Below are 15,632 nucleotides of genomic sequence, written 5' to 3'. Positions count from 1 at the left end.
CGCTCATCGACCGATAATCGTCCGCACCAACTTCACTCCCTGACCGAGCGACACGGTAGGCAGGTACGCCCGCCCTACTGCGTTGCCGATACTCGGCAGCGCGGCAGGATCGGCGAACACCATGTGCATGGGCACATATCGCGGCTGGAACTTCGATTTGAAGGCCAGCAGCGAGCGGAAACCGTACACGGGTTCGAGGGTGCGCCCCAAGAATTCGAGCACGTTGTCCATCACGCCGGACAATGTCATCGCTTCCAGCTCAACCGAATCCGAGCCGTCATCCGTCGCGACCTTCGCCAGCGGGGCGCCCGAGAGACTCAGGAATTCGACTCCTTCGGATTCCAAGCTCAGGGCAGCCGACGCGATCAGGAACTCCATGGTCGGCCTGAAACCCTCGGAGCGGCGTCGCATGAAGTCGAGAGTCCAGCCCACGATTCGGCCGTCCCGGTACACGGGCAGCCATGATGTGACACCGTGGACCGTGCGTTCCTCGTCGATCGCGATCAGGCATCGCACGTTGTCGTCGTCGATTTCATTGAGTCCGCCGAGCGTGAAGCCCATTTCCGGCATTCCCTTGTCTGCGACCCATTCCTCGGAAATCGCGACAATCTGATCCTTGACGGCGATCGCGGCGTGCGGATAGTTGATCCATTCGGCCGTGATGCCGGACTTCTTCGCCCGGTTCAACGCCGTTCGAATGTCCTGGAATCGTTTACCGGTGAACGCGATCTCGCCCAGATCGAGAATCGTTTCCTCGGCAACCTGCAGGCCGCTCCACCCCATCGAATCCGTAATCGCTCGAACGTCGTCGGTGACCGAGTAGAAGCACGGGATCCAGCCGTTTTCCGTGGCGAATTCTGCAAATTCGCTGATGGTGTCTCGCAGGTGACCGGGTGGCCCCACCGGGTCGCCGGTAGTAAGAGCCACCCCGGAAATAACGCGGTAGGCAACGTAACTCGAGCCGTCCGACGAAAACCAGAAGGTATTTCCCGTCCACGTCGTCATCCACGACAGCGGGCTTCCGGTTCCGGCGATCAGCATCGCTCGGGCGCGCGCGGCGTCCCGCGGATCAAGTGCGTCGACGGGTTTGCGGAACGTCACGAACACGAGAATCGATGCGGCCACCCAGAACACCACTCCTGTCCATTCGAACAACAGAGTCGCTTCGATGTCGACGGGCAGAAGCCGCGGATCAACCAGTTGCAGATAGACAGGCGGCACCAACCGTTGCGGAAAATCAGCCAGAAGTAACGCGACGCTCGGTTCGCGGTCGAACCCGTGGCGCGCAACCATTCCCCCGCCCACATACACCACGATCAGACCGGCGAGTAGCGCTGAGAGTGACACTGCCAGTTTCCGATAGGTTCCGGCCGGAGCGGACACGTCGAAATATCGCCGCGTGAGGATCAACATGATCAGGACAAACAGTGGGGTGAGGAACGGCACCAACGTCCGATACACGTTGGGGTCACCGATGCCGTAGAACAAGCTCTCGCTGTCGGCGGCGTCGACGAACCGGATGACGAAGTTCCCGATCGAGAGAATCAAAAGGATCACTTGCGCGCACACGGTGGCGATCCAGGCGAAGCGCCGGCCGCGCCGCAAACCGTCGCTGAGCACGAGCACGAAGATCGAGGGCATGAGCGAGAGCAACGTCGGCCCGATCCCGGACAGGCGCAGTTCCAACAATCCTCGTCGGCAATCCGGGTCGGTCGACGACTCGGCACACAGGTCGCGGACCTCGGCCACTGTCCAGGGAACACCGCGGAACAGATCGCGGAGAACAGCCAAGGGTCCCACTGCCTCCGGGGAGAGTGCCGCGATCATCGGCCCGATCGCACTCGCCGCGACAACTATGGCCACCAGCACGCGGCCTTCCCGCTGAGTCCCGACGATCCGGTCACCGCGCGCTGACCTACCGACGATCCACGCACCGATCACCAACCCGACCACACCGGCGAAGAGGCGGATGACGTCCTGAAGTTGCCCACTGAACAACGCGAGCGTGATGGTGAGAGCGAGAACGCCTACGCGGATGCGTCGACGCCACAGCGTTCCCATGTTCGCGGTGGCGACCATCAGAGCCCCCACGACCCAGGCGCTGGCGCCCACCGCGGCTCCCGAGTGGAGGCGAAACCCCCAGCTGGCGTCGACTACCTTGGCAAGCGACGCCCACCCCAGCCCGAGGATCACGCCCAGTATCTGCGTTGTGACCGCCGCGATCGCGAGTTTCACCGTGCCCATGCGTCGTTCGAGGGGTGCGGCGACAACGAGCAACAGCACGGTCGCGCCGATGTACCGCAGAAGGTTCCCCTCCCACAGCGCAGATGTCAGTGGTGTCCATAGTCGCCCGTGTTGCAGCGAACCCATTCCGACGGCAATCTGGTGAGCCAGCGATCTCGACGGCCCATGCACAAGGCTTCCCGTCGCCGCACCCAGAACCCACGTGATGACCACGATCGACGTCGTCATCGGGGCATCCCGAATTCCGAAACGAACAAACTCCCGGGCTTTACCCCCGTACGCCGACAGTCGGGTCGAGAGAGGCGTGGACTCAGAGGAACTGTCGATCTTCATCTGCGCGCGACTACTTTCTACTGATCGACTCTGCTCTGACGTGGCCACGGTCTCCATCCACGTTATCTGTCCTACAGCTCACTATGTCCAATACCACACTGATTGATCCGCCCTTACTACTACCAGTAGTACGTATTTCGTCGTGGAAGTCCGTAGAATCGAAGAATGGCAGGTCTAGGTGAACTCGAACGCGCGGTCATGGATCATTTGTGGTCTACAACCGAACCCCAAACTGTGCGACAGGTACATGAAGCACTCGCAACACATCGCGAACTGGCGTACACGACGGTCATGACCGTCCTGCAACGACTCGCGAAGAAGCACCTGGTGATTCAGCAACGTGACGATCGCGCACATCGCTACCTCCCGGTGAACAAGCGTGAAGAGTTGGTCGCGAGCCTGATGGTCGACGCTCTGGCTCAAGCGCCGGAGTCAGACGGTCGAGCGGCAGCCCTGGTTCACTTCGTCGGCCAGGTCAATGCCGACGAGGCTGACGCTCTGCGCGAAGCACTTGCCGCTCTCGAGGTGCGCGAATCCGCGAAAAAAGATGTGCGGCCGTAGATTTTCTAGGCCTAACTGATTTCTTCGTGCATGATGACTAGGTCATGAACGCCACCACTGCACTGGTTTTCGGAATCCTCGCGTTGTTGCTAGCGGGTCCGGTACCAGCACTCCTGAGCCGCTCCACGTGGCCGTACCGGGCGCCGCGTGCGGCTCTCGTCCTGTGGCAGGCCATCGCGCTTGCCGCGGTGTTGTCAGCTTTCAGCTCGGGCTTGGCCATTGCCAGTCAGCTCCTGGTTCCAGGACCGGACGGACGACCGACCACTGCGCCGACCGCTGAGATCGACGCTCTTGGTTTGCCACTGTGGATTCTGTACGTCGTGGTATTTGCGCTCACCTTGCTCATCGGCGCGAAACTGATTTTTTCGATCCTGCAAGTGGGTGTACGAACTCGGCGGCGACGCGCACGCCACCGCATCCTCGTGGATCTACTCGACGACTGCGCCATGCCCGCCGCGGTGGAGCGCACCCCGGACCTGCGCGTTCTCGATGTCGAAGAACCCATCGCGTACTGCCTGCCCGGAATACGTCAGCGGGTGGTCCTGAGCCAAGGAACGTTGCAAAACCTCGATCATGCCGAGGTCAAGGCAATTCTCACGCACGAGCGTTCACACCTGCGCGCGCGTCACGATCTGGTTCTCGAAGCATTCACCGCGGTCAACCATGCGTTCCCCCGGTTCGTTCGTAGCAAGTCCGCCCTCGGATCCGTCCAATTGCTGGTCGAATTGCTGGCCGATGATTCCGCGGTTCGCGTCACGGGCCCGACTCCCCTAGCCCGGGCACTGGTCGCGTGTGCAGGTTCGACCGCACCGCGTGGCGCCATGGCAGCCGGCGGTCCGTCGACGTTGATCCGCGTCCAGCGACTCTCGACAGACGCTGCCGATCCCCGTGTTGCGGTATGTGCCTACCTTGCCGCCATCACGATTCTGGTTGTCCCCACGGTCGCCGTCGCAGTGCCGTGGCTCACCGAACTTCGCTTACTTCTCAACGCGTACTAAGGTCTTGACCAGCAGAACGCGCTGTAGTAGTACAGGTCACACGCGGGGTTACCTGACTTCCCGGCAGGGAGTGGCGTACAGTAGAGCCCGGCCACCATCGTGGTTCATCAACATTTAACGGCACACAGCCCAATTCCCCGCAGTATGCGTTCGGATTGCCAGGTGACATGTGCCCTGGCTCGTCCCTTTGCGAACTGTGTCGTGTGTTCAAGCATGACTTCTTCCGCTCCGCGACGTGCCCGTAGTCCGGAGAGGTTTCCGCGTGACCAACGCTGTCCAAATGTCGTCTTCTGAGAACATCGCAGAAGATGTCGTAGTAACACCCGCCGCTGAAGACAAAGCCGCCACCGAGGCCGTCTCAGCTGAGCCCACCATCACTTTTGCCGAAATCGGCCTGCCCGAGCAGCTTGTTGCCGCCCTGGCCCGCAACTCCATCACCAGCCCGTCGCCCATCCAGGCTCAGTCCATCCCGGACGCGCTTGCCGGCACCAACGTTCTGGGCCGCGCACAGACCGGATCGGGCAAGACCCTGGCCTTCGGTCTGCCGATGCTGACCCGCCTGTCACGCCACGAAGATCGTCCGGCCGCGAAGCGTCCTCGCGCACTCGTGCTGGTCCCGACCCGTGAACTTGCATTCCAGGTGGTCGACTCCCTGAACTCCTACGCCGGTGCTCTCGGACTCACGGTCCGTCCCGCCGTCGGTGGTACTCCGTTCGCCAAGCAGGTCGATCAGCTCCGCCGCGGCGTCGACGTCCTCGTGGCTACGCCGGGTCGTCTGGGCGATCACCTGCGCCAGGGCACCTGCATCCTCGACTCGGTGGAAATCACCGCACTCGACGAAGCCGATCAGATGGCGGACATGGGCTTCCTGCCCGAGGTTCGCTCGATCCTCGGTGAGACCCCTGCCGACGGACAGCGTCTGCTGTTCTCCGCAACCCTCGACCGTGAGGTCCAGTCGCTGGTTCGTCAGTTCCTGGCCAACCACGTCACCCACTCCACCGAAGACGGCCGCGCGAGCGTCGACACGATGGAGCACTACGTACTCCTCGTCGATCGTGGACAGAAGGACGCTGTTCTCGCTGAGATCGGCGCCCGTGACGGACGCACCATCATGTTCGCCCGCACCAAGCTCGGTTGCGAAGGCATCACCGATCGCCTCCGCGCAGTCGGAATCGCCGCGGAGTCACTGCACGGCGGCAAAGCACAGAACCAGCGCACCCGCGTCCTCGAGCGTTTCAAGAACGGCCGCACTCCCGTCCTTGTTGCCACTGACGTCGCAGCGCGCGGCATCCACGTCGACGGCATCGACCTCGTCGTTCATGTCGACCCCCCGGCCGATCACAAGGATTACCTTCACCGCGCAGGCCGTACGGCTCGCGCCGGTGAGAAGGGAACTGTCGTTGCGATCGTTCTGCCGAACCAGAAGCGTCAGTTCAAGCGCCTGACCGGAATGGCGGGCGTCAACGCCGCAGCTGTTCCCGTCACCCCGGGTTCCGCCGAGCTCGCTCGCATCACCGGAGCCAAGAAGCCCACCGGAGAACCGTTGCGCGAGAGCTCTTCTCGTGGCGAGCGCTCCTTCGGCGACCGTGGTGGTTCACGCGGTTACCAGGGCAACCGTGAAGGTGGTGGCTACCAGGGCAACCGCTCTTCCGGTGGTTACCAGGGAAATCGCTCGTCGGGTGGATACCAGGGCAACCGCGACAGCAGCGACCGTGGCGGGTACCAGGGCAACCGCTCCTCGGGCGGCTACCAGGGTGATCGTTCCTCGGGTGGATACCAGGGCAACCGTGACGGCGAAAGCCGTGGCGGGTACCAGGGCAACCGCTCCTCGGGCGGCTACCAGGGTGATCGTTCTTCCGGTGGATACCAGGGCAACCGCGACAGCAGCGACCGCGGCGGATACCAGGGCAACCGCTCCTCCGGCGGCTACCAGGGCAACCGCGACAGCCGCCCGTCCTACGGAGACCGCGACAGCCGCCCCTCCACCGGCTACCAGGGAAATCGCTCGTCGGGTGGATACCAGGGCAACCGTGACGGCGAAAGCCGCGGCGGGTACCAGGGCAACCGCGACAGCCGCCCGTCCTACGGAGACCGCGACAGCCGCCCCTCCACCGGCTACCAGGGCAACCGCTCGACGGGTGGATACCAGGGCAACCGCGACAGCAGCGACCGCGCAAGCTCGACCAGTGGCGGCGGATTCCGCAGCCGCACCGACCGTCGTAGCTACGACGGCTTCGACGGACCGAAGCGCGATCAGCGGTAATACGCTCGCTGAGCTGCGGCTCACCAACTGAATATTGATCACACTCCGGCCACGCCGGAAGCTGTATCGAGACGGATGCAGGTCACTGCAATAAAGTGATCTGCATCCGTGTTTTGTATGCACGGTCTGATGTTCACGCGCGTCGCGGCCGCACAGTTTTTCGGCTGCGCCAGGCGCAGGATTTCACAGCCGCGGACCGAGAGGGAAAGCTGTAAGCATGTCAACCACTAGCACCGAATCACCCCGGGCACAGATCGGCGTCACCGGACTGGCCGTCATGGGTTCGAATATTGCCCGCAATTTCGCCCGCCACGGTCACACCGTTGCCTTGCACAACCGCAGCATCGCGAAGACCGATGCGTTGATCGCCGACCATGGTTCCGAGGGCGACTTCGTGCGCACCGAGACTGTCGAGGAATTTGTTGCCGCGCTGCAGAAGCCGCGTCGCGTGCTGATCATGGTCAAGGCCGGCGCGCCGACCGACGCTGTGATCGAAGAGCTCGCCAATGCGATGGAGCCGGGCGACATCATCATCGACGGCGGCAACTCGCTGTACACGGACACAATCCGTCGTGAAGCAGCGATCCGCGCCCGCGGTCTGCACTTCGTCGGCGCTGGTATCTCCGGTGGCGAAGAAGGCGCACTCAACGGTCCGTCGATCATGCCCGGCGGCCCGAAGGAGTCCTACGAGGCTCTCGGCCCGCTTCTCGAGTCGATCTCCGCTCACGTCGACGGCACCCCGTGCTGCACGCACATCGGTCCGGACGGCAGCGGTCACTTCGTCAAGATGGTGCACAACGGCATCGAGTACGCCGACATGCAGCTCATCGGCGAGGCGTACAACCTCTTCCGTGACGCTCTGGGTTACGACGCCGGCCAGGTCGCCGACGTCTTCACCGAGTGGAACAAGGGCACGCTCGAGTCGTACCTGATCGAGATCACAGCCGAGGTTCTGCGTCAGGTCGACGCCGAGACGGGTAAGCCGCTGGTCGACGTCATCGTCGACGCTGCCGAGCAGAAGGGCACGGGCCGCTGGACGGTCAAGTCCGCTCTGGATCTCGGAGTACCGGTTACCGGTATCGCCGAGGCCGTGTTCGCTCGCGCGCTCTCCGGTAGCCGCACGCAGCGCGCCGCAGCTCAGGCTCAGGGCTTGGCTTCGGGTTCGCTCGGTGACAAGCCTGCTGATGCCGAGCAGTTCGCCGCGGACATCCAGGCAGCGCTGTACGCCTCGAAGATCGTGGCATATGCGCAGGGCTTCGACCAGATCGCGGCCGGTAGCGCCGAGTACAACTGGGACGTCAAGCCTGCGGATCTGGCAACGATCTGGCGCGGTGGTTGCATCATCCGCGCGCAGTTCCTCAACCGCATCAAGGACGCGTTCGACGCTGATCCGTCGCTGCCGAGCTTGATTCTCGCTCCGTACTTCCGTGAAGCCATCGAAGCAGGAATCGACAGCTGGCGTCGTGTTGTCGCCACCGCGACGATGCTCGGCATCCCGGTGCCGGCGTTCGCGTCATCGCTGTCGTACTACGACGGACTGCGCGCGGAGCGTCTCCCGGCTGCGTTGACTCAGGGTCAGCGTGACTTCTTCGGAGCTCACACCTACGAGCGCATCGACAAGCCCGGCAAGTTCCACACGTTGTGGAGCGGCGACCGCAGCGAAATCGAGGCCTGATTCACACCCGGTATCGGTAGACGCGGTCACCTGCGTCTACCGATACCCGGTAGCCTGGACAAATGCCGAAATCGACGATCGACTCGCCCACATCAACCGAAGGGCGCTCGTTCATCGACCTCGGAATCCCCGCTGTGATGGTGCACGCACTGCGCCGACACGGGATTGATGCTCCGTTCCCCATCCAGGCTGCCACGATTCCCGATGTGCTGGCAGGCCGCGACGTTCTGGGGCGTGGCGCGACAGGTTCCGGCAAGACTTTGGCTTTCGGGCTTCCGATGCTGGTGCGCCTCAAGGGCGGCGCAAGTAAACGGAATCGCCCCCGCGGATTGGTGCTCGCTCCCACCCGCGAACTGGCAATTCAGATTCACAAAGCGCTCGACGACGCGGCCACCGAGGTCGGCTTGCGAGTAGCGAGCGCGGTGGGCGGCGTCCCGATCAAGCGTCAGGCCGACATTCTGGCTCGCGGGGTCGATCTGCTGATCGCCACGCCTGGCCGGTTGCTCGATCTACTCGAGCAGAAGTCGGTGATCCTCGACGACGTTGTGATCACCACGATCGACGAAGCGGACCACATGGCAGACATGGGCTTCATCGACGAGGTTGCCAAGATTCTCGACACGACTCCGAAAGATGGTCAACGCCTTCTCTTTTCGGCAACGTTGGACGGCAAGGTCGACGATTTGGTCGCAGGCTACCTGCGCAACCCGGCATCGCACGCCACCGCTCCCCCGGTTGCGACGGTCTCCACCATGGAACATCACCTGCTGTTCGTGGACCAGGTGGACAAGAGATCCGTTGTCGCACATATCGCTTCGCGTGCGGGACGAACCATCATGTTCGTCAAGACGAAGCACGGCGTGGATCGTCTTGCGCAGCAACTGCATTTGATCGGCGTGTCCGCCGGAGCCCTGCACGGCGGAAAGACGCAGAACAACCGGACCAAGACCCTCGCGTCGTTCTCCGACGGCACGACGCCGGTCCTGGTGGCTACCGACGTCGCCGCCCGCGGCATCCATGTCGACGACGTGACGCTGGTTGTCCATGTCGATCCGCCCGCCGAGGCCAAGGATTACCTGCACCGCGCCGGTCGTACGGCCCGCGCAGGTGAATCGGGTGTTGTCGTGACGATCGTGACCGACGAGGAACGCGCGGGGGTCGAGAAGCTGACCAAGGCGGCCGGCGTGAAGGTTCACAGCGTTCGGGTCCGTCCAGACGATCTGGAACTCACCCGCATCACCGGCGCCATGGAACCGACGGGAATCCCCGTCGCAGCGCCCGATACGACCGTCGAGGTCACACACACGGCCAAGCGTGGACGTCAGGAACACGACACTGCTGGCCGCACAGCTGCCGGCGGCCGGATGAAGAAGGACGGTGACAAGCGCGCTGTTGCGTCGCGCCGGGTCACCGATCCCAAGACGGTGAAGAAGATTCGCGCCGACGGCACTCCCGTCCCCACACGTTCGGAGCGCCTCGCGTCCAAGGGGCTCACGCCGCGCCGCGGAACAGGTACACCGAATTCGGGTCGCCCGTCTGCCGGAAAAGCCGGAGGCAAACGCGCACACTGAGATCTATGGGCGATCTTCCACTGATCTCGATCATCTGCGCACTCGCTGCCGCACTGCTCTTCGCGTGCGCGTCGGTAGCTCAACAGCGGGCCGCGTCGTCGGTGCCTGAGGGCGGCGCGCTGGTGGCGTCGTTGATCCGAAGTCCCCGGTGGTGGGCCGGCCTGATCGGCGACGGCGGCGGTTATGTCATGCAGGCCCTAGCGCTGGCACTCGGTTCGGTGTTGGTGGTGCAGCCGTTGATCGTGTCGTCCTTGTTGTTCGCGCTGCCGCTTTCGGCAAAGTTCTCCGGAATCCGGATCACTCGGACGGCCTGGACGTTTGCGGTCATGCTTGCCATTGCCCTGGCCGTCTTCCTGGTGGTCGGTGATCCCACCGAAGGCGACAGTAATGCTCCGTGGTCGGACTGGGCGGTGCCGCTGGCGATCACGGTCGGAGTGGCCGTCGTTGCCACCATCGGCGGCTTGTCCAAACTCGATGCCGGATGGCGCGCACTGCTTCTCGGAGCCGCAGCGGGCATCTACTTCGGTATAGCCGTCGCATTCACGAAATACGTGACCGAGCTTCTGGAGCACGGTTTTGTCGGCGTCGTGAGCGCGTGGCAGACCTGGGCGCTCATCGCGTCGGGTGCTATCGGCGTGTATGTGCAGCAACGAGCGTTCCAGGTGGGTCCCTTGTCTGCGTCGTTGCCGGCGTTGACCATCGGCGAACCGATCGCGGCAGTGTTCCTCGGTATGACGGTTCTCGACGAGCGACTACGAGTCGAGGGCCTCGGGATTCTCGTCATCGGTTGCGCGGTGGCCGTCATGATCGTCACCACCATCGCGCTCTCGCGGTCGCAAGGACGCGAAACAATCGGCGTAACTGCGCCGTCGCCGGTAAGCTCGTGAAACGTGCAGTTCCTCGAAGGGCAACGCCCCCCATACGACCTGACCTACGACGATGTCTTCCTCGTCCCCAACCGGACTGACGTGACGTCCCGGTTCGACGTCGATCTGGCGTCGGCCGACGGCTCGGGAACCACCATCCCGGTTGTCGTCGCCAACATGACCGCAGTCGCCGGTCGCCGAATGGCCGAAACTGTCGCCAGGCGCGGCGGGTTGGTCATCATCCCGCAGGACATCCCCACCGAAGCGGTCGCCGAAACGGTGGCGTTCGTGAAGAGCCGTCATCTCGTCGCCGACACTCCGGTGACCCTGAGCCCCGAGGACGCTGTCTCCGACGCGTTGGCCTTGCTGCCCAAACGGGCGCACGGCGCGGTTGTCGTCGTCGAGGACGGCAAGCCGCTCGGCGTGGTCACCGAGGCTGCCTGCGCGGACGTCGACAGGTTCACTCGCCTTCGTACCGTCGCGATCACCGACTTCGTCACAGCACCGGTCACCGCAACAACGCGTGAGGTGTTCGAACTACTCGAAACCAAGCACGATCCGCTTGCCGTCATCGTCAACGACGACGGCACACTCGCCGGAGTTCTGACTCGTACCGGTGCAATTCGTGCCGGGATCTACGACCCCGCCGTGGATGCCAACGGCGCGCTGCGCGTTGCCGCGGCGGTCGGGGTCAACGGCGATGTGGGTGCCAAGGCCAAAGCGCTGGTCGACGCCGGCGCCGACGTCATCGTCGTCGATACCGCCCACGGACATCAGCAGCGCATGATCGACGCACTGACCACGCTCAAAGCTCTGGATCTCGGTGTGCCTCTGGTGGCCGGAAACGTGGTCTCCGCGCAGGGCACCCGTGATCTCATCGCCGCGGGCGCCGACATCGTCAAGGTCGGTGTCGGACCAGGCGCGATGTGCACAACACGCATGATGACCGGCGTCGGACGACCGCAGTTCTCGGCTGTTGCCGAATGCGCCGCGGCAGCACGCGAATTGGGCAAACACGTGTGGGCTGACGGTGGAGTGCGCCATCCGCGCGATGTAGCGCTGGCTCTGGCCGCGGGAGCGTCGAATGTCATGATCGGCTCGTGGTTCGCCGGCACGTACGAGTCGCCGGGCGATCTCAAGGTCGATCAGGCCGGCAACGCGTACAAGGAGAGCTTCGGTATGGCGTCCAAGCGCGCCGTTGCTGCGCGGACCGCCACCGAGACGGCTTTTGATCGCGCCCGCAAGGGTTTGTTCGAGGAAGGCATCTCGAGTTCACGGATGCGACTTGATCCCGAGCGTCCCGGCGTCGAGGATCTGATCGACCAGATCTGTTCCGGTGTCCGCAGTACCTGCACGTATGCCGGGGCGCGCTCACTCGAGGAACTGCACGACAAGGCAGTCCTCGGTGTGCAGTCTGCAGCCGGATTTGCCGAGGGACGGCCGCTTCCTGCCGGCTGGTGAATCGGTAATTGTGACGAACGGCGGGTGCTCGGCTCCCAAAGCCCGGGCACTCGCCGGTATCATCGAACGTGGAAACAACAAATGAAACTCGGTCGGGTGCCAATCGGCAACCCGACCGAGCCCGCTAAAGCCGAGAAGTCATCGGCCCGACGAGAGGAACCCGGTGCCCGAGGCACCCACACACTTACCCGGCGCAACACCCGTCGTCATATCCGAGGAATCATCTGATTCCGCTGGTTCGGAGGGCTCCTCTAGCGAGCCGGGAGACAAACCCGGCGCACTTCGCTCTCCACTTGGGTGGCGATGATCGATGGACATCGCATTCACCATTCTCAGCCTGCTCGGCTTCATCGCACTGACCGCAGGCACCGCCCTCTTCGTGGCGGCAGAATTCTCACTTACCGCGCTCGAGCGCAGCACCGTCGACGAAGCTGCTCGTGACGGCGACCTCCGTTCGCGTCAGGTCCAGCACGCACACAAGACGCTCTCGTTTCAGTTGTCCGGTGCGCAGCTCGGCATCACGATCACCACACTCATCACCGGTTACCTGGCCGAGCCTGTTCTCGCCCGGTTCATCACCCCGGTCACGAAGGCCGTCGGGCTGAGCGAATCAGCAGCGTCCACAACGTCATTGATCCTCGCCCTGGTTATCGCGACCTCGTTCTCGATGATTTTCGGTGAGCTTGTCCCCAAGAACCTGGCGATTTCCAAGCCGATGCCGACGGCCCGCGCCACAGCCGGTTTGCAAGCCGGTTTCTCGCTGGTCTTCAAGTGGGCGATCAACGGTCTCAACGGAACCGCCAACTGGATCGTCAGGCGCCTGGGCATAGAGCCTGCCGAGGAACTGCGCTCGGCACGTTCCCCGCAGGAGCTCGGCTCGCTGGTGCGCACGTCGGCGCAGCGTGGTTCCATCGACGCGGGCACTGCACTTCTGGTCAACCGGTCGTTGCAGTTCGGTGACCGCACAGCGGAAGAACTCATGACACCGCGTGTGAAGATCGAATCACTCGAGTTGTCGGATACAGTCGCCGATCTCATCGTGACGGCGTCCCGTACCGGCTACTCGCGGTTCCCCGTTGTTCGCGGCGACCTCGACGACACCGTCGGAGTTGTCCACATCAAACACGCGTTCACGGTTCCCGCCGAGCGCCGACGCACGACGCGAGTCGACAGCCTCGCCCAGCGCGTGCCGGTTGTCCCGTCGAGCCTCGACGGTGACACCGTCATGGAACGCATCCGCTCGGACGGCATGCAGGTCGCACTCGTGGTCGACGAATACGGCGGAACCGCCGGCATCGTCACCATGGAAGACCTCATCGAGGAAATCGTGGGCGACGTGCGCGACGAGCACGACGAACCTGAACTCGACGTCCAGCGAGTCGGCGACGGATGGTCCTGCTCCGGGCTCCTGCGCATCGACGAAGTCACCTCAGCTACCGGGTACACCGCACCCGAAGGCGATTACGACACCCTCGGCGGCTTGGTACTCACCGAATTGGGACGCATCCCCGACGAGGGCGACGAAGTGGCATTGCCAGACGTCGACGCGTCCGGCGATCACCGCGGCAAATGGATTGCGCGAGTCACCTCGATGGACGGCCGTCGTATCGACCGCGTGACCATCACTCCGGTCCCCGGTGATGTCGAACCCGAATCAGCAGCAGAGCGCACAAAGGAGTCCGACGATGAATAACCTTCTCGGCGTTCTCCTCACCGTTGTACTGCTGGCAGGCAACGCGTTTTTCGTCGGCGCGGAATTCGCGCTGATTTCTGCTCGCCGCGACCGACTCGAAGCGTTGGTCGCCCAGGGCAAGAAGCGGGCACTCACCGTCATCAAGGCCGGCGAGAACCTGTCGCTCATGCTCGCCGCGGCGCAGCTCGGCATCACGATCTGTTCGATCCTTCTCGGTAAGGTCGCCGAACCCGCCATCGCGCATCTCCTCGAGGTGCCGATGGAAGCGGCCGGCCTGCCGGACGGATTGCTGCATCCGATTTCGTTTGCGATCGCACTGTCGTTGGTGGTTGTGCTGCACATCCTGCTCGGTGAGATGGTGCCCAAGAACATCGCGCTGGCTGGTCCGGAGAAGACTGCGATGCTTCTCGTGCCGATCCACCTGGCGTTCATCAAGATCGCGCGCCCGATCATTGCGTTCTACAACATCTGCGCTAACGGGATTCTGCGTCTGTTGCGAGTCGAACCGAAGGACGAACTCGATGTCACCGTCTCGGCGGTGGAGTTGTCCGCGATGATCGGTGAATCCCGATCCGAAGGGCTTATCGACGCCGAAGAGCACCGCCGGTTGAAGCAGGCCCTCGAATCGACCGATCGCACGGTGTCGGAAGTGCTGATCACTCTCGACAAGGTGCGGACCATCCCGCTCACCCCGACCGGCACCACGCTGGGCGACATCGAGCGGGCCGTCATCGAAACGGGCTACTCGCGCTACCCCGTCCGAGCTGCCGACGGCACTCTGGCCGGATACGTGCACCTCAAGGACGTGCTCGACGAGGTTCTCGACGAAGCTGCCGGGCCGGATACCGTCGTACCCACGTCGGATATCCGTCCGTTGCCCGTCGTTCCGCTCAGCACGCCGCTCGCCGAAGCGTTGGCAGGCCTGCGCCGCGCCAGCTCACACCTCGGTGCCGTCACCGATGCCGACGGCGTTGTCATCGGCATCGTGGCATTGGAAGACCTCCTCGAGGAGTACGTCGGCACCGTCCGCGACGGCACTCACCGCGGAACCGATGCTGTTCCGGGACAACGGAACAACTGATCCATGACACGTTCGGTGGAAACACTCGCGCTCGCACATAACGAGTGGACGGCTCGGCAAGCTCTGCACTTCGAAAAAGTGGAGCAGCTTGTCGGGCCGCACCGGGCGCGTCGCAGTGCCGGTATTTCTCACCCGGTGCATGATTTCCTGTTCACGTACTACAACTTCAAGCCCGCGCAGCTTCGACGCTGGCACCCCGGATACGGCGTAGCGCTGGAGGCCGGATCCGAGTACGCAGAGTTCTCGGGGTATCGCGTGGACGAATCCGGTTGCGCGAGCGTCGATCGATCCGTGCTCGAACGTCGACTGCCCACGGTCGAATTCGTCTGGAATCTGTTGAATCAGACCTCTTCGCGCCCCGCTGTGCTCGGTTGCTTCGGTTTGCACGAGTGGGCGATGGTGTACCGGGGCGGCGAGGAAGCGATCCGCCATCAGTCTGTTCCGCTGCGACTGGGATTCGCGGGTACCGACGCCGTAGTGGAATCCTTGCCCCTCAAATGCACTCACTACGACGCGTTCCGCTTCTTCACTCCGGACGCGGCTCCGAAGAATGCGCTCAACCTGATTCGCGACACGCAGATCGACTACGAGCAGCCCGGATGCCTGCACGCCGGGATGGATCTCTACAAATGGAGCTTCAAACTTCTGCCGCTCGTCGATTCCGATCTGGTGATGGCGTGCTTCGAGCACGCACTCCTGGCTCGTGAACTCGACATGCGCGCCAGTCCCTACGATCTGCGCGACTACGGATACTCCCCCATAGCCATCGAAACACCGGCTGGCCGTGCCGAATACGTGCGGCAGCAACAGCAGTTGGCGGAGAGGGCCGCCCCGCTGCGCGCTACGCTGGCCAAACGGTGCCGGGACCTGCTCGGTCGCTGACCTC

11 protein-coding genes are annotated in these 15,632 nt (G+C 63.4%); 10 read left to right on the top strand and 1 reads right to left on the bottom strand.

Annotated elements, in window-relative coordinates:
• Positions 1–3: 3 nt before the first annotated feature.
• Positions 4–2,577: a rhomboid family intramembrane serine protease gene (locus CJ178_RS05430; protein WP_095886302.1), complete on the bottom strand. Its 2,574-nt coding sequence runs from the start codon at positions 2,575–2,577 to the stop codon at positions 4–6.
• A 165-nt stretch (positions 2,578–2,742) separates the two neighbouring features.
• Here CJ178_RS05430 and CJ178_RS05425 point away from each other — a divergent pair, with 165 nt between their 5' ends.
• The 10 genes from CJ178_RS05425 (at position 2,743) to CJ178_RS05380 (ending at position 15,628) form a co-directional block, all read left to right on the top strand.
• Positions 2,743–3,138: a BlaI/MecI/CopY family transcriptional regulator gene (locus CJ178_RS05425; RefSeq protein WP_033232050.1), complete on the top strand. Its 396-nt coding sequence runs from the start codon at positions 2,743–2,745 to the stop codon at positions 3,136–3,138.
• 44 nt (positions 3,139–3,182) lie between these two features.
• Positions 3,183–4,136: a M56 family metallopeptidase gene (locus CJ178_RS05420; RefSeq protein ID WP_033232051.1), complete on the top strand. Its 954-nt coding sequence runs from the start codon at positions 3,183–3,185 to the stop codon at positions 4,134–4,136.
• Between the two features lie 280 nt (positions 4,137–4,416).
• Entirely contained in the window at positions 4,417–6,399 is a 1,983-nt protein-coding gene (locus CJ178_RS05415; protein ID WP_257013008.1) for a DEAD/DEAH box helicase, read from the top strand.
• Between the two features lie 217 nt (positions 6,400–6,616).
• On the top strand, positions 6,617–8,074 hold the full coding sequence (gndA, locus tag CJ178_RS05410; RefSeq protein WP_033232053.1) for an NADP-dependent phosphogluconate dehydrogenase: 1,458 nt from the start codon (positions 6,617–6,619) through the stop codon (positions 8,072–8,074).
• A gap of 62 nt (positions 8,075–8,136) precedes the next feature.
• Positions 8,137–9,645, top strand: coding sequence for a DEAD/DEAH box helicase (locus CJ178_RS05405; RefSeq protein ID WP_095886300.1), 1,509 nt, complete (start codon positions 8,137–8,139; stop codon positions 9,643–9,645).
• Between the two features lie 5 nt (positions 9,646–9,650).
• The gene (locus CJ178_RS05400) at positions 9,651–10,532 is read left to right on the top strand and encodes a DMT family transporter (RefSeq protein WP_033232055.1); all 882 of its coding nucleotides are present in this window, start codon (positions 9,651–9,653) and stop codon (positions 10,530–10,532) included.
• A 3-nt stretch (positions 10,533–10,535) separates the two neighbouring features.
• Positions 10,536–11,972, top strand: coding sequence for a GuaB1 family IMP dehydrogenase-related protein (locus CJ178_RS05395; RefSeq protein ID WP_033232056.1), 1,437 nt, complete (start codon positions 10,536–10,538; stop codon positions 11,970–11,972).
• A 310-nt stretch (positions 11,973–12,282) separates the two neighbouring features.
• Complete coding sequence (locus CJ178_RS05390; RefSeq protein WP_095886299.1) at positions 12,283–13,665, top strand: hemolysin family protein; 1,383 nt, start codon at positions 12,283–12,285, stop codon at positions 13,663–13,665.
• Positions 13,658–14,746, top strand: a complete 1,089-nt coding sequence (locus tag CJ178_RS05385) for a hemolysin family protein (RefSeq protein WP_045067736.1) — start codon at positions 13,658–13,660, stop codon at positions 14,744–14,746. The genes CJ178_RS05390 and CJ178_RS05385 overlap by 8 nt, the downstream gene beginning before the upstream one ends.
• Before the next feature lie 3 nt (positions 14,747–14,749).
• Complete coding sequence (locus CJ178_RS05380; RefSeq protein ID WP_095886298.1) at positions 14,750–15,628, top strand: 3-methyladenine DNA glycosylase; 879 nt, start codon at positions 14,750–14,752, stop codon at positions 15,626–15,628.
• The last annotated feature ends 4 nt before the right edge of the window (positions 15,629–15,632 follow it).

Source organism: Rhodococcus sp. ACPA4, assembly GCF_002300185.1.
Taxonomy (GTDB): domain Bacteria; phylum Actinomycetota; class Actinomycetes; order Mycobacteriales; family Mycobacteriaceae; genus Rhodococcus_F; species Rhodococcus_F globerula.
The sequence above is the reverse complement of the archived record's forward strand: the minus strand, read 5'-3'. Positions and strand labels throughout refer to the sequence as shown.

Excerpts from the sequence above, each read along its gene's own strand:
- CJ178_RS05390 (WP_095886299.1), top strand. The coding sequence starts at position 12,283 with ATGGACATCGCATTCACCATTCTCAGCCTGCTCGGCTTCATCGCACTG.
- CJ178_RS05425 (WP_033232050.1), top strand. The coding sequence starts at position 2,743 with ATGGCAGGTCTAGGTGAACTCGAACGCGCGGTCATGGATCATTTGTGG.
- CJ178_RS05380 (WP_095886298.1), top strand. The coding sequence starts at position 14,750 with ATGACACGTTCGGTGGAAACACTCGCGCTCGCACATAACGAGTGGACG.
- CJ178_RS05420 (WP_033232051.1), top strand. The coding sequence starts at position 3,183 with ATGAACGCCACCACTGCACTGGTTTTCGGAATCCTCGCGTTGTTGCTA.
- CJ178_RS05405 (WP_095886300.1), top strand. The coding sequence starts at position 8,137 with ATGCCGAAATCGACGATCGACTCGCCCACATCAACCGAAGGGCGCTCG.
- CJ178_RS05385 (WP_045067736.1), top strand. The coding sequence starts at position 13,658 with ATGAATAACCTTCTCGGCGTTCTCCTCACCGTTGTACTGCTGGCAGGC.
- gndA (WP_033232053.1), top strand. The coding sequence starts at position 6,617 with ATGTCAACCACTAGCACCGAATCACCCCGGGCACAGATCGGCGTCACC.
- CJ178_RS05415 (WP_257013008.1), top strand. The coding sequence starts at position 4,417 with ATGTCGTCTTCTGAGAACATCGCAGAAGATGTCGTAGTAACACCCGCC.
- CJ178_RS05400 (WP_033232055.1), top strand. The coding sequence starts at position 9,651 with ATGGGCGATCTTCCACTGATCTCGATCATCTGCGCACTCGCTGCCGCA.
- CJ178_RS05430 (WP_095886302.1), bottom strand. The coding sequence starts at position 2,577 with ATGAAGATCGACAGTTCCTCTGAGTCCACGCCTCTCTCGACCCGACTG.